The organism is Actinophytocola xanthii (assembly GCF_001921205.1).
Classification (GTDB): Bacteria; Actinomycetota; Actinomycetes; order Mycobacteriales; family Pseudonocardiaceae; genus Actinophytocola; species Actinophytocola xanthii.
The window spans coordinates 123202-136022 of sequence record NZ_MSIE01000013.1 but is presented as its reverse complement, the minus strand read 5'-3'; the positions used below and the strand labels follow the sequence as shown (position 1 = coordinate 136022).

16 protein-coding genes are annotated in these 12821 nt (G+C 72.5%); 4 read left to right on the top strand and 12 right to left on the bottom strand.

Translation table 11 applies throughout. The features are described from left to right. Nucleotides 1–29 precede the first annotated feature (29 nt). Nucleotides 30–254, top strand: a complete 225-nt coding sequence (locus BU204_RS09210; protein WP_075125167.1) for a DUF2630 family protein — start codon at nt 30–32, stop codon at nt 252–254. Between the two features lies 1 nt (nt 255). Here the strand turns inward: BU204_RS09210 and BU204_RS09205 are convergent, their stop codons facing one another. From BU204_RS09205 to BU204_RS09195, 3 genes are all read right to left on the bottom strand, one after another. Further along, a complete protein-coding gene (locus BU204_RS09205) occupies nt 256–1332 on the bottom strand; it encodes an AI-2E family transporter (RefSeq protein ID WP_083661138.1) in 1077 nt (358 codons plus the stop codon). Continuing rightward, nucleotides 1332–2135, bottom strand: coding sequence for an endonuclease/exonuclease/phosphatase family protein (locus BU204_RS09200; protein WP_075125166.1), 804 nt, complete (start codon nt 2133–2135; stop codon nt 1332–1334). The genes BU204_RS09205 and BU204_RS09200 overlap by 1 nt, the downstream gene beginning before the upstream one ends. 99 nt (nt 2136–2234) lie before the next feature. After that, nucleotides 2235–3338: an FUSC family protein gene (locus BU204_RS09195; protein ID WP_233159839.1), complete on the bottom strand. Its 1104-nt coding sequence runs from the start codon at nt 3336–3338 to the stop codon at nt 2235–2237. 119 nt (nt 3339–3457) lie between these two features. On the opposite strand from BU204_RS09195, the gene BU204_RS09190 reads away from it, so the two are divergent. Continuing rightward, nucleotides 3458–3973, top strand: a complete 516-nt coding sequence (locus BU204_RS09190; protein WP_233159821.1) for a hypothetical protein — start codon at nt 3458–3460, stop codon at nt 3971–3973. A gap of 79 nt (nt 3974–4052) precedes the next feature. Here BU204_RS09190 and BU204_RS09185 read toward each other — a convergent pair whose 3' ends face one another. The 5 genes from BU204_RS09185 to BU204_RS09165 all read right to left on the bottom strand — a co-directional run bounded on the left by BU204_RS09185 (nt 4053) and on the right by BU204_RS09165 (nt 9129). Continuing rightward, nucleotides 4053–4685: a UdgX family uracil-DNA binding protein gene (locus BU204_RS09185; RefSeq protein ID WP_075125165.1), complete on the bottom strand. Its 633-nt coding sequence runs from the start codon at nt 4683–4685 to the stop codon at nt 4053–4055. A 273-nt stretch (nt 4686–4958) separates the two neighbouring features. After that, nucleotides 4959–5234 (bottom strand): hypothetical protein, encoded by a 276-nt coding sequence (locus BU204_RS09180; protein ID WP_075125164.1) that lies wholly within the window; start codon nt 5232–5234, stop codon nt 4959–4961. 8 nt (nt 5235–5242) lie between these two features. Then, nucleotides 5243–6943: a sodium:solute symporter family protein gene (locus BU204_RS09175; RefSeq protein ID WP_075125163.1), complete on the bottom strand. Its 1701-nt coding sequence runs from the start codon at nt 6941–6943 to the stop codon at nt 5243–5245. Between the two features lie 176 nt (nt 6944–7119). After that, nucleotides 7120–8313, bottom strand: coding sequence for a DNA polymerase IV (gene dinB / locus BU204_RS09170; RefSeq protein WP_075125162.1), 1194 nt, complete (start codon nt 8311–8313; stop codon nt 7120–7122). A gap of 57 nt (nt 8314–8370) precedes the next feature. Beyond that, on the bottom strand, nt 8371–9129 hold the full coding sequence (locus tag BU204_RS09165; RefSeq protein WP_075125161.1) for an endonuclease/exonuclease/phosphatase family protein: 759 nt from the start codon (nt 9127–9129) through the stop codon (nt 8371–8373). A 230-nt stretch (nt 9130–9359) separates the two neighbouring features. Here BU204_RS09165 and BU204_RS09160 point away from each other — a divergent pair, with 230 nt between their 5' ends. Beyond that, nucleotides 9360–9818 (top strand): hypothetical protein, encoded by a 459-nt coding sequence (locus BU204_RS09160; RefSeq protein WP_143229394.1) that lies wholly within the window; start codon nt 9360–9362, stop codon nt 9816–9818. Nucleotides 9819–9865: 47 nt separating this feature from the next. On the opposite strand, the gene BU204_RS09155 is transcribed toward BU204_RS09160, so the two are convergent. Continuing rightward, complete coding sequence (locus BU204_RS09155; protein WP_158073423.1) at nt 9866–10417, bottom strand: class I SAM-dependent methyltransferase; 552 nt, start codon at nt 10415–10417, stop codon at nt 9866–9868. A gap of 63 nt (nt 10418–10480) precedes the next feature. Then, nucleotides 10481–10960, bottom strand: a complete 480-nt coding sequence (locus BU204_RS09150) for a MarR family winged helix-turn-helix transcriptional regulator (RefSeq protein WP_075125158.1) — start codon at nt 10958–10960, stop codon at nt 10481–10483. A gap of 36 nt (nt 10961–10996) precedes the next feature. Here BU204_RS09150 and BU204_RS09145 point away from each other — a divergent pair, with 36 nt between their 5' ends. Beyond that, on the top strand, nt 10997–11566 hold the full coding sequence (locus BU204_RS09145; RefSeq protein WP_075125157.1) for a carboxymuconolactone decarboxylase family protein: 570 nt from the start codon (nt 10997–10999) through the stop codon (nt 11564–11566). On the opposite strand, the gene BU204_RS09140 is transcribed toward BU204_RS09145, so the two are convergent. Both BU204_RS09140 and BU204_RS39965 read right to left on the bottom strand, forming a co-directional pair. Then, nucleotides 11547–12104 carry a GNAT family N-acetyltransferase gene (locus BU204_RS09140; RefSeq protein ID WP_075125156.1) on the bottom strand — a complete coding sequence of 186 codons (558 nt, stop codon included), beginning with the start codon at nt 12102–12104 and terminating at the stop codon, nt 11547–11549. The genes BU204_RS09145 and BU204_RS09140 overlap by 20 nt on opposite strands. Nucleotides 12105–12132: 28 nt before the next feature. After that, nucleotides 12133–12753, bottom strand: coding sequence for a PepSY domain-containing protein (locus tag BU204_RS39965; RefSeq protein ID WP_075125155.1), 621 nt, complete (start codon nt 12751–12753; stop codon nt 12133–12135). Nucleotides 12754–12821: the final 68 nt, after the last annotated feature.

Below are 12821 nucleotides of genomic sequence, written 5' to 3'. Positions count from 1 at the left end.
CCCCCGAGGGACACGCGGAGGGAGACCCGATGGACGACAAGCAGCTCGCGGCACGCATCAACGAGCTGATCCACGAGGAGCACGAGATCGAGCGCGGCGGCGAGCCCAACCCGGACCGGCTGCGGGAGATCGAGGTGGAGCTCGACCGGTGCTGGGACCTGCTGCGCCAGCGGCGGGCCCGCCGGCGGGCAGGCGAGGACCCCGACGAGGCGAGCGCCCGGCCGGCGAACGTGGTCGAGGGCTACCTGCAGTAGGTCATTCGGGGGGCAGCGACGGGGCGGTCGCCGCGCGCAACGTGGTCATCACCGGCACGGCCAGCAGCGCGCCGACCACCCCGGCCAGCTCGGCGCCGATCGCCACGCCCAGGATCACCGCCACCGGGTGCAGCCGAACCGAGTGGCTCATCAGCAGCGGCTCGAGCAGGTTCCCCTCGAGCTGCTGGACGAGCACGACGACGCCCACGATGATCAGGGCGACCACCGGCCCCTGGGTGACCAGCGCGATCAGCACGGCGACAAGGCCGGAGGCGAACGCCCCGATCAGCGGGATGAACGCGCCGAGGAACACCAGCCCCGCCAGCGGCAGCACGAGCGGCACACCGGTGATCCACAGCCCGAGGCCGATCCCGACCGCGTCGATCAACGCGACGACCATCGTCGTCCGGACGTAGGAGGTCAGGTCGTGGAAGGCGCGCTCCCCCGCGGCCGTCACCCGCTCTCGGGTCGCCGGCGCCAGCGGGCGGACCGCACCCCGCCACAGCCGCCTGCCGTCGTGCACGAAGAAGATCAGCAGGAAGATCGCCAGGACCAGCCCACCCAGCAGCGTCCCCGCCGTCGAGACGACACCCCAGACGCCGGACAGGAGGCTCGCCCGGTTGGTGGCGACCCAGTCCTTCGCCTCGGTCAGCATCCGGTCCAGCTGCTCACCGCTGACGCCGAGCCCGGTCAGCCACCCGCGCAGCTGGTCGTAACTCTCGGTCAACCGGGCGCCGAGGTCGGGCAGGCCGTTGATGACCGACCCCACCATGAAGGCGACCAGGCCGCCGAGCAAGACCAGCCCGGCGAGCAGTACGACCAGCGTCGCGAGCCAGCGGGGCACGCCGCGGTCGGCGAGCAGCCGCACCCCGGGGACGAACAGCGCGGCGAGCAGGACGGCCACGGCCGCCGAAACCGCGACGAACGCGATCCGGCCCAGGATCTGACCGACCACCCACACCGCGACCGCGATCACCACCAGCTGCACACAGCGCAGGGTGAGCCGGCCTATCCGGCCGTCGCGCCAGCCCGGCGCGCGCTCGGAGCCCTCGGTCTCGGTCCGTGCCGGATCCGCCATCACCAGACCTCCAGTCGAGCCATCAGACCGATGTGGTCGCTCCCCCACGCCCCGGCCACGGGACCCGCGAAGACCCGCTCGCACTCGGCCACCCGCAGTGTCGGCCCGGCCCGGCCGCAGCGGACCAGCAGGTAGTCGATGCGCCGGTCCAGGTCGGTCTGCCAGTGGCGTTCTACGAGCCCGTTCTCCGAGGGAGCGAAGGTGGCACCGGGCGCCTGGCCGTGCACGAGCTCCCAGGCGTCCCGGTAGGCCACGCTGAACGCGTCCAGGGACTGCAGGCCGCGCCAGAACCGGATCGAGCCCGCCTCGGGCATCGCGTCGAAGTCGCCGCCGAGGACCACGTGCTGGCCGGTCCTGGCGACGATCTCCGCCACGAACCGGGCCGTGGTGACCGCCTGCGCCTCACGCTCGTACTCCAGGTCGGTCGCCCACGACGGCTTGTGGTTGACCACCAGCAACGGCTCCGGCCGGTCCCATTGCACGTCGACGACCAGGGCGCCGGCCGGGAAGTCCGCGGTGCGCGGTCCGACCCGCAGGTCGATCTCCCGCTCCACACCCAGCGGCCACCTGCTGGCGACCGAGATCCCGGAGCCCACGTCGCCGTCGACGACGCGGTTGGTCTGGTGCGCGACGTGGTAGCCGTCACCGAGGATGTCCCGGACCTGGTCGTAGTCCTCGGTGACGACGGCCTCCTGGAACAGCACGACGTCCGGTGCCAGCTCGGCGAACCCGGCCTGGAGCACCGCCCGCCGGGTCGGCCAGTCCTGCTGGCGCCCCAGGACGTTCTGCGTGATCACGCGCATGTCGTACAAGGTAGCCCAGGGTGATCGCCGGCAAACCTTAAGTCCTTTATGGAATGGCGACGCTGGTGGCGTGCTCTTTCCGCCCCAGCGTAAGGCTTCTCAACTCGACTGCCGGGGCCCCTGGTCGATCGCCGGCAGCGCGGACCTGGCCTCGTCGTGGCGCAGCCCGGTGGCCTGGAGGAGGTCGACGGCGACCGACCGGAGCTGGGCCGCGACCACCTGCGCCGAGAAACCCGCCTCGGTGAGGTCCTCGCCGTCGACCGAGGCAGCGGCGTCGGCCAGCGCGCCGCGGACGTCCTCGACGTCGTGGCCGAGCCGGTCCGCGAGCGGCGCGGCGGCCAGCGCCAGCCGCCGGAGCCCGGCCGGCACGGCCTCGGGCACGACCTCCCCGTCGGCCAACGCCGACCTGGTTCGGCGCAGCAGGACCCGGCAGTTGCGCAGGGCGTGGTCCAACGGGTCGGCGGCGGCGGTATAGGCCCGCAACACCGTGCGCTGCCGCCGGTGCAGCGGCGTGATCGCCATGACCTCCCTGGCCGTGCGCAACGCGTCCCGGAGGTCGTCGACCGGCTGCTGGGTGCGGATCTCGCGCAGCGCCCGGTAGGCGGACTCCGGGTCGCGACGCTCGATGGCGTCCGCCCCGTCGACGAGTGCGGCGGTCACCGCCTCGACGAGGCCCGCGACCCGCTGCCGGGTCACCTCGACCGGGTTCCCGGGCAGCACAGCGACAGCTGCCAGCCCCAGCACCCCGCCGAGGAGCGCGTCGACCATCCGGTCCAGCCCGCCGCTCCCGCCCGGCGGCAGCAGCGTGGCGACGAGCACGGCCGAGGACCCGGCCTGCAGGGTGATCAGCGGACCGCCGTTGAGCAGTACCGCCGCGCCCATGGCCAGCACGACGACCAGCGCGATCTGCCAGCCCCCGGTCCCGATCACGTAGACCAGCAGGTCCCCGACGCCGATGCCGACGCTCACGCCGACAACGAGCTCCACCACGCGGCGCAGCCGCTGCTGGCCGAGCCCGACCCCGATACTGATGATCACGGCGATCGGCGCGAAGAACGGACGGCTGTGCTCGAGCAGCTCGGTGGCGACGATCCAGGCGAGCCCGGCCGCGATGCCGCACTGGACGATCGGCAACGCCATCCGGCGCAGTGCCGCCGTCCGCCGCCGCCACCCCGCCCGCACCCCGGCCCCGCTGACCCGCACGGCCACCGAGGCTAACCGCCCCCGACCCGACCCGCACACCGCGCGCGAATCCGGGTTTACCGGCCGCCGCGACCCGGGTACCCGGGAGCAGGAAGTCCCCGCCGGTCTGTGAGGAAGCCATGCGCTACGAGCAGGAACAGGACAGAACTCGGCTCGACCCGTACCCCGCGGCCGATCCGCCCACGGTGCAGCACCCGCCGGCCGCCTCCCGCACGCCGGAGCCGCCGCCGGTCTCCGCGCCCCGCAGGTCGGGCCCCTACCAGGACGAGATCGTCGAGGAGGGGGTGGCCAACCCGGACTACACGCGCATCCGCACGGTCAACATCGTCTGCACGATCATCAACGTGATCACCGGGATGTTCGCCGTCGTGCTCGGGGTGCACATCGTGCTGGTGCTCGGGTCGGCCAACATGGCCAACGGGTTCGCCTCGTTCGTCGACGGCTGGGCCTCGGGTGTCAACCTGGGCCTGTCCGGCCTGTTCACCCCGGACAACGCCAAGCTGGCGACGTTCCTCAACGAGGGTCTGGCCGCGATCATGTGGTTGGCGATCGGCGCGCTGCTGACCTACCTGATCCGCCGGTTCGCCCTGCCCGGCCCGCGCCGCGTGCAGCGCTACCGGCGCGTGGTCCAGTAAGCCCCGGATCACCACGAACACCTCACCCCACCACCGAGCTGGCCGCGAACCTCCGGGTCCGCGGCCAGCTCGGTTTCCGCTACCGCGCCGCCGTCTCCCGCAGGGCGTGGGCCGCCGCGGTCAGGTCGGTCACGAGCCCCCGGTAGGCCTCCTCGCGGTTCCGCGCCCGCAGCACCGAGGACGGGTGCACGGTCGCCATCACCCGCACGCCGTCCCGGTCCGGCAGCGCGAGCAGCCTTCCGCGCTCCTGGGTGACCCGGAAACCCTGGCCCAGCAGTGACTTGGCGGCGGTGGCGCCGAGGCAGAGCACCAGCTCCGGCCCCACCGCGTCGAGCTCGGCGTCCAGCCACGGTCGGCAGGCCACGACCTCGGTCCGCGAGGGGGTCTTGTGGATGCGTCGCTTGCCGCGCTCGGGCAGGGTGAACTTGAAGTGCTTCACCGCGTTGGTCACGTAGACGAGGTCGCGGTCGATGCCGGCCTCCACCATCGCCTTGTCCAGCAGGCGCCCAGCCGGCCCCACGAAGGGCTCGCCCCTGCGGTCCTCCTGGTCCCCGGGCTGCTCCCCGACCACCAGCACGCGAGCCTCGCCCGGCCCGGCGCCGAACACGGTCTGGGTGGCGTCGCGGTACAGGTCACAGCCCCGACATCCCGCCGCCGCGGCACGAAGCTGCTCGAGGTCGGCGTCCGGGGGCACGAACTCCTGAGCGGTCATGCCCTCGACTACCCGGGGTGCCGGGCACGAAACGCGGCGGGGTTTCGCCCGCCCGCGACCGGGTAGCCGGAGGGCGACGAGGACCCGGTGATCGAAGAGGAACCGCGGATGGGTTGACGGGCGAGTACACGGGTAGACAGGAGCAAGGCCGTGGCATGCCCGGGCGTGGCGCGGCCCAGATCCCGTGCGTTGAACCACACAGCCGCGGGATCGCCCGGCCCTCCCCGGCGGCTGGCGCGCGCCGGCTACCGAGGGGGCCGGTGTCAACCCGGGTCAGTCCTCCCGGTCGGCGGCCTCGACGGCCTCCCGCTGCTCCTCCTCCGACACCCCGAGGGGTCGGATCACGACCCAGCCCGTGAACGCCGCGGCGACGACGAGCATGCCGAGACCGGCCCAGAGGTTGATGTTCACCCCCGCCGACTTCTCGATCTCCTCGTCGCTGGTGACCCAAAGGCCCATCACCGTCAGCACCAGCCCGTAGACCCCGACGAGCAGGGCGATGATCATCCGGATGTCGAACGCGGTGAACCGGCTTGTCCTGGTGGCCATCGGTCCTCCTAGAAGATGATGTTGAGGGCGATCGTCACGACCAGGACGATCCCGGCGAGCAGGGCGGGGTTGCGGTACCAGCCGGCGTCCTCACCGGTCGCCGTGTGCTGCCGGTCCTCCTTGGGCGTGAGCGACCAGACCAGCCCGGCCAGCTGGGCCGCCGGTTTGGGCTGGGTCACGGCGGAGACCGCGACGCTCACCACGATGTCGACGACGAAGGCCGCGCCGGCGCCGACGAAGGCGCCGCCCTGGCCCGGGAGCACCCAGGTGTCGGACTCGGTCAGATAGAACACCACGAGCGCCGCCCCGGTACCGCTGACCAGGCCGGCCCAGCCGGCCGTCGGGGTCATCCTGCGCCAGAACATCCCGAGCAGGAACGTCGCGAACAGCGGCGCGTTGAAGAACGAGAACAGCTGCTGCAGGTAGTCCATCAGGTTGGAGTAGGTCGAGGCGATGAACGCCGTCCCGATCGCCAGCACCGTCGCGACGACCGTGATGATGCGGCCAACGCGCAGGTAGTAGTCGTCCGGCCGGTCCTTGCGGATGTAGGTCTGCCAGATGTCGTAGGTGAACACGGTGTTGAACGAGCTGAGGTTCGCCGCCATGCCGGCCATGAACGAGGCGAGCAGGCCGGCGATCGCGATGCCGAGCATGCCGTTGGGCAGCAGGTCGCGCATCAGCAGCAGCAGCGCGTCGTTGAACGTGGCGCCGCTCGGCGCCTCGTCGCCGGCGATCAGCGCCGCCTTGTTCTCCCCGGCGATCTCGGTGACCGCGACACCGGCGACCATGCCCGGGATGATCACGATGAACGGGACGAGCATCTTGGGGAACGCGCCGATGATCGGCGTGCGGCGGGCCGCGGACATGCTCTTGGCCGCCATCGCGCGCTGCACCTCGACGAAGTTCGTCGTCCAGTAGCCGAACGAGAGCACGAACCCGAGTCCGAACACGAGTCCGAGCACGGACAGGAAGTTGTCCTCGAAACCGGTGAGCTGGTTGCCGGGCCAGCTGTTCACCTGCTCCGGCCCACCCGGTCCGCCGCTCACCTTGTCGACCAGGCCCTGCCAGCCGCCGACCTTGTACAGGCCGACGATCGTCAGCGGCAGCAGCGCGGCCACGATCACGACGAACTGGAGCACCTCGTTGTAGATGGCGGCGGACAGCCCGCCCAGCGCGGTGTAGCTGAGCACGATCGCCGCGGCGACGATGACCGAGACCCACAGCGGCCAGCCCAGCAACAGGTTCACGACGCTGGCGAGCAGGAAGAGGTTGGCTCCGGCGATGAGCACCTGAGCCGCGGCGAAGCTGAGCCCGTTCACCAGGTGCGCGGGTTTGCCGAACCGGCGGAGCATGAACTCCGGGACGCTGCGCACCTTGGAGCCGTAGTAGAACGGCATCATCACGATGCCGAGGAACAGCATCGCCGGCACAGCGCCGATCCAGAAGTAGTGCGCGGTCGGCATGCCGTACTCGGCGCCGTTGGCGGACATCCCCATGACCTCGATCGCGCCGAGGTTGGCGGAGATGAACGCCAGGCCGGTGACCCAGGCGGGCAGCGACCGCCCGGAGAGGAAGAAGTCCAGGCTCGTGGAGACCCGGCGCCGGGCGAGATACCCGATGCCGAGGACGAGCAGGAAGTACAGTGCTAGTAAGACGTAGTCAACGGCGTTGGCGTCCAGCCGCAGGTCTGTTTGGGCCAGAACGGTCACCGGGCACCTCCTCCAGTTCGAGCCCCCCGGCTCAACCCAACACCACCCCGAACGCACCCGCGCGCCGACCGATCATCCACATCGGACCGACCCGCGCGTCCACCCCGCCCTGTACCCCGCGGCCCCGCTTCCCAACCTCACTTTCTCGCGCCGGATCGCTGGGCTCGTCGCGGTGGTCAGTCGGGCAGGAGGGGGACCGAGATGCCCGGGTCGCGGCCGAGGAGGGCGGCGCGGGTGAGGGCGGCGGTGCCGAAGCGGTCCCGGACGTGGTCGACGGCGGCGTCGAGGGAGCCCGCCGGCTCGCCCGGGAAGGGGAGGGCCAGCTGGACGGCGTTCTCGCGGTCCAGGTTGGACAGGGCGACGCCGATGAGGGTGACGCCCCGCTCGTCGATCATCGGCATGGCCTCGCGGAGCAGGCGGCGGGCGGCGTCGAGCACGAGCTGGGTGTCATCGGTGGACTGGAGCAGCGTGTGCGACCGGGTCACCCGGGCGAAGTCGGCGAAGCGCAGCCGGAGCACCACGGTGCGGCAGACCCGGTGGGCCGCGCGTAGGCGTCTGGTCACCCGGTCGACCAGGGCAGCCAGGAACGCCTCGAGTTCGGCCCTGGTCCGGGGCGACCTGCCGAGCGCGCGCTGCGCGCCGATCGACCGCCGGCGCTGGCCTACCCGGACCCGCCGCGGGTCGACGTTGTGCGCCAGGGCGTGCAGGTGCCGACCGGACGCCCGGCCGAGCATCCCCACCAGGGTGGACTCGGCCAGCGCGGCGACCTGGCCGACCGTGGTGATGCCCCGCGCGTGCAGCTTCTCCGCGGTCACCCGGCCGACCCCCCACAGCCGCTCCACCGGCAGGGGGTGCAGGAACTCCAGCTCCCCGTCCGGCGGCACCACGAGCAGCCCGTCGGGCTTGGCCACGCCGCTCGCCACCTTCGCCAGGAACTTGGTCCTGGCCACGCCGACCGTGATCGGCAGCCCGACCCGCTCGAGCACCTCCGCACGCAGCCGCGCGGCGATTTCCTCCGGCGTCCCGGCGATCTTGCGCAGCCCGCCGACCTCGAGGAAGGCCTCGTCGATCGAGATGCCCTCGACCAGCGGGGTGGTGTCCCGGAACACCTCGAACACCGCCTTGCTCGCCGCGCTGTAGGCCGACATCCTCGGCGGCACCACGATCGCGTGCGGACACAGGCGCAGTGCCCGACCGCCGCTCATCGCGGTGCGCACGCCGTAGTGCTTGGCCTCGTAGCTCGCCGCGAGCACGACCCCGCCGCCGACGATCACGGGCCGCCCGCGCAGCCGGGGGTCGTCACGCTGCTCGACCGATGCGTAGAACGAGTCCAGGTCGGCGTGCAGGATCGTCGCTCCGCTCACGAACACATGTTCGCATCGGAGCACGACAATTCCGACCGCCCGACGCCCCGGTCGGGCTCCTGGTCACGGCATGGTCACGGTGACCTGCCAGGCCGGGTGGTCGGTCGTCCCCGACATGCTGATCGTGCGCCCGCTGACGAAGGCGAGGTTCGAGCTGGCGAACACGTGCTGCACGCTGCCGTCGCCCTTGCGGTAGAAGCCGGCCGGGTTGCAGCTCTGGACGTTCGGGCTGCCCTGATACCGCAGGTTCATGTCCCCGGCCACCAGTACCGGCGCGGACGCCGCGTAGGTCACCGCCCGCGCCAGCAGCTCGCGGCACTGGGCGAGCGCGGTGGAGCCGCTGCTGGCCGACAGGTGCGTCGTGCACGCGCTCAGCGCCCCCGCCGGCAGGCAGGCCCATACGCGCATCTCGTTGCCGCTGTCCTGTGCCGCGTACCGGCCGGTCGCCGGCGCGGTGCCGGCGAGGGACTCCGCGACCATCACGATGTTGCCGTACTCCTGGCCGTTGACGCAGCGGACCGGCGTCCCGTCGCGCCGCTGCGCGGCCACGAACACCGCCCGCGCGGGCCCCATCGCCTCACGCAGCCGCGCCACGTCGCCCGAACAGGACTCGTTGACCGACAGCACCTGCGGCCGCACCGAGGAGATCACCGAGACCGCCTTGGCCATCACCGCGTCTCCGGTGAAGCACCCGGCGATTCCGCTGTGGCAGATGTTGAGCTGCAACACCGTGACGGCGGGCCCGGCCGCCGCGACCGGCGGGGCCGCGAAACCGAGCAGGGCCAACGAGACCACGACCGCGAGCCGGGCGAGAAGGCGCATTGGTCCACAGAACCAGAGCGGGTCGAACAGGGGCAAGACCCGCACGTCGCCGCCCGCCGGAGATCTGGTCGAGCCGGCGCCGCCAGGGCAAGGAAGTGCCATGGATTTTCCGCAGGCCGCCGGGCCGCCCGGCGGCCTTCGGAGATGATGAGGGGGTGAAGATCACCGATCCCGCGGGCGGCGAATGGACGGTCCGTCGACAGGTCGGAGCCTGGCGGCGGAGGACCAGGGTGAGGTGGGCATTCGAGGTGATGGATCCCGGGCTGGCCGACGAGTTGGTGCTTCTCATCGGCATTCCGGCCTTGGCGCTCACGCTGGTCCTGCTCGTGCTCGCGCTGGTCGAGCTGGCCCTGCTGCTCGTGACGTTGCCAGTGGTGCTGCTGCTGCGCGCGATGAGGGTGATCGGCTGGGGGGTGGTCGTGGTGCACACGGCGCCGCCCGTCGCGGTCGAGAAGGAGACCGGCTCGGTGCGGCTGCGACGCTCTCGGTTCTCCACCACGGTGCTGCAGGTCGGGACCTTGGCCGGCAGCGCGCGGCTCAGGGGCGCCATCGCCGAACATCTTCGTCAGGGCGGGGACGTGACGGACCCCGTGGTCGACCAGTGGCTGGCGGACGAACACGGCACGGTCGTCTCGCGCGAGCCCACGCTCGCTCCGGAACCGGACAAGCCGACGACCAAGCCCGCGTGACGGCCAGGACGGCGACGTTGCGCGGGTTGGCGATGCCGCGGGACCGATCAGGTTGTCGTGGCGGGCCTGGGGTTCCCCGGGTTCGACACGTGCCCGGGCTGGTCACGGGTTGCCCGCACTCCCGTACCGGCCGCGGAGGACAGCACCGACACGTCGGTGAAACCGTGGCCGGCCAGGGCAGCCGCGACGGTCCGGGTGATCCGCTCGCGGTCACCCGGTCCCGCGCCGTAGAGCACGAACAACTCGCCGCCAGGACGCAACGCGCGGTGCAGCGCGGCCAACGCGCGTTCGGCGGGACCGGTCCAGAAGACGTTGACGTCGACCGAGAACGCGCGGTCCATACCGGAGACGCGCAGCTCCTCCACCGTGCAGCGACGAACCTCGAGCAGGCCGGCCGACACGTACTCGGCGTTCCGCGCGCCGGTCCGGGCGATCGCGATGGCGGACCGGTCGACCGCGAGCAGCCGGCCCGTCACCAACCGCCGGCACACCAGACCGGCCGCCACCCCGGGGCCGCAGCCGACTTCCAGCACGCGGTCCCCCGGCCGCGGATCGACGACCTCGACCGCCCACCGGATCCGCTCGGGGACGGCCGTCACGGCGAGCACCCCCGCCGTCGCGTGATCACATCGTAACTTTCGGCGGGCCGCACCGGCATCACCTCACGCACCGAACCAGCCCGCCGCGTCCAGCCGCATCGCCGCGGGCGGGACGACCCGGCGCAGAGCCTGCTCGAGGTCGCGGACCCGCCCGGCGCCCAGCACACGCACCCACTCCCCGCGCAGCTCGTCGAAGATCGCCGCCGAGCGGGCGAGCAGGTCGATCCCGCGGGGTGTCAGCCGGACGAGCTTGCGGCGGGCGTCCCCGCGGTCCTCGACGCGCTCGACGTACCCCAGCCGCTCGAGGCGGTCCACGGTCTTCCCGGCCGCCTGCTTCGACACCCCCAGGCGACGCGCGACCTCCGTCGCGGTCGCCCCGTCCGGGCCGACGGCCTGCAACGCGAACCCGTGCACCGGCCGCGCCTCGGTGTGCCCCTGCCGGGCGAGCTCGGCGTGCAGCCCGTCGATGAGCGCGCGGAAACCGGCGAACAGGAGCAGGGGCAGCTCGTACCCTGGCGCATTGTCGTCAACCTGGTTTACCATTCCGTCAACCACGTTGACTAACTTACTGGAGTGCCCGTGTTCGTGGACCACACGCCCGAGACCGCCCCTCCCGCCGCCCGCCGCGCCATGGCCGCCACCGCCCGCCGTCTGGGTTACCTGCCGGCGCCGGTGGCCAGGATGGCCGCCGCACCGGAGCTGCTCGACGGCTTCCTGCGCCTGCGCGACCTGTTCGATGCCACCACGCTGGACCCCCTGGCCCGCGAGACGCTGATCATGACGATCGCCACCCGCAACGGCTGCCACGTCTGCGTGGCCATGCACACCGCGAAGCTGACCGCGCTCGACGCCGACACCGCCCTCGTGGCCGCCCTGCGTGCCGGCACCGCGCTGCCCGAGTCCCGGCTCGAGGCCCTGCGACGGTTCACCCTCGACGTGCTCGAGCACGCGGGTGACGTGGACGCCGAGCGGTTGGAGGCCTTCCTGGCCAACGGCTTCACCCACCGCCAGGCACTGGAGGTCGTGCTCGGCATCGGCACCTACACACTGTCCACACTGGCCAACAGGCTGACCGCGGCCCCGCTGGACGAGCAGCTCGCCCCGTTCGCCTGGCACGGTGCCCCTCCCCTCACCGGGCCCGCCAGGTGAACAGGACCATCGGGCACCCCTCGACGACGAACGCGGCTTCCTCGCGCCAGCCGTCCCGGCGGTACATCCCGGCGGCCGGGGCGTCGGGGTGGGTGCACAGCCAGGCCGAGGGCCAGCCGGCGGTGAACCGGGCCAGCAGCGCGCGCCCGATGCCCCGGCGCTGGCGGTCCGGCCGGACCATGAGCTCGGCGACGATCAGCGCCGGGGCGACGAGCCGGCCGGCCACCGCGGACGGCACCGCGGCGGCCAGCGCGTCGTCGAAGGTGGTGCCGGAGGCCAGCTCCGGGCCGGCCGGCCAGCCGTAGACCGCGCCGACCAGGCTGACCCGTTCGCCGCCGGCCTCCTCGACGGCCACCAGGCCGACGAAGCCGGCCCGCCCGAGGTGCGCGGTGAGGCGTCCCCGGAACCCGGCGAGCCGCTCGGCCGTCTCCCGCCAGGGCGGCTCGGCGAAGCAGCGCCGGTACAGGGCTTCGAGCTGCGTGGCGTGGCGGGCGAGGTGGATCGCGTCCGTGCGACGGACCGTGATGCCTCGATGCACAAACAGCGAGATTAACGCCGGCGAACGATCAACGGTCGCCGCCCTTGTCGTCACCGCCGCCACGGCCGGAGTTCCCGCCGTCGTCGCCCCCACGGCCACGGTCGTCGTCACCCCCACGGCCACGGTCGTCGTCACCCCCGCGCCCGCGGTCGTCGCCGCCGCCCCGGCCACGGTCATCGCCGCCCCGGCCACGGTCATCGTCGCCGCCGCGGTCGCCGTCGGTGTCGACCCTGGTGAAGTCCCCGGTCTCGGCGTCCACCCGGATGTCGTAGGTGACGCCGTCCTTGGTGACCTCGACCTTCCACTCGATGCGCCCGTGCTCGACCTCGCGCTCCACCTTCCGCACCTGACCGCCGCCGAGTCGTTCGACCACCAGTCGTGCCGCGTCCTGGGCACCGAGCCGCGTGCCGTCCGGCGCCGACGTGGTCGGGGTGGGGCTGTCCGAGGTGGACCCGGAGGTCGACTCCGCGCTCGACCCGGAGGTCGTCGGCGAGGTCGTGAACGTCGGGGAGTCGGAGGTGGTCGAGCCGGCGGGCTGGACCCTGACCGTGGGGGGCGTGCCGTCGTTGGTAGCGGGGGCGACGGCCGCGCCGCCGGAGACGACGAGAGCGCCGGCGGCCGCCGCGACGGCGAGTGTCGTGCGGTTCATGGTGGTTCCCTTCCTCGTGGAAATCCGTCCCCACCACGTTCTCGCTCCGCGCCCTAGCGGCGCGCTGG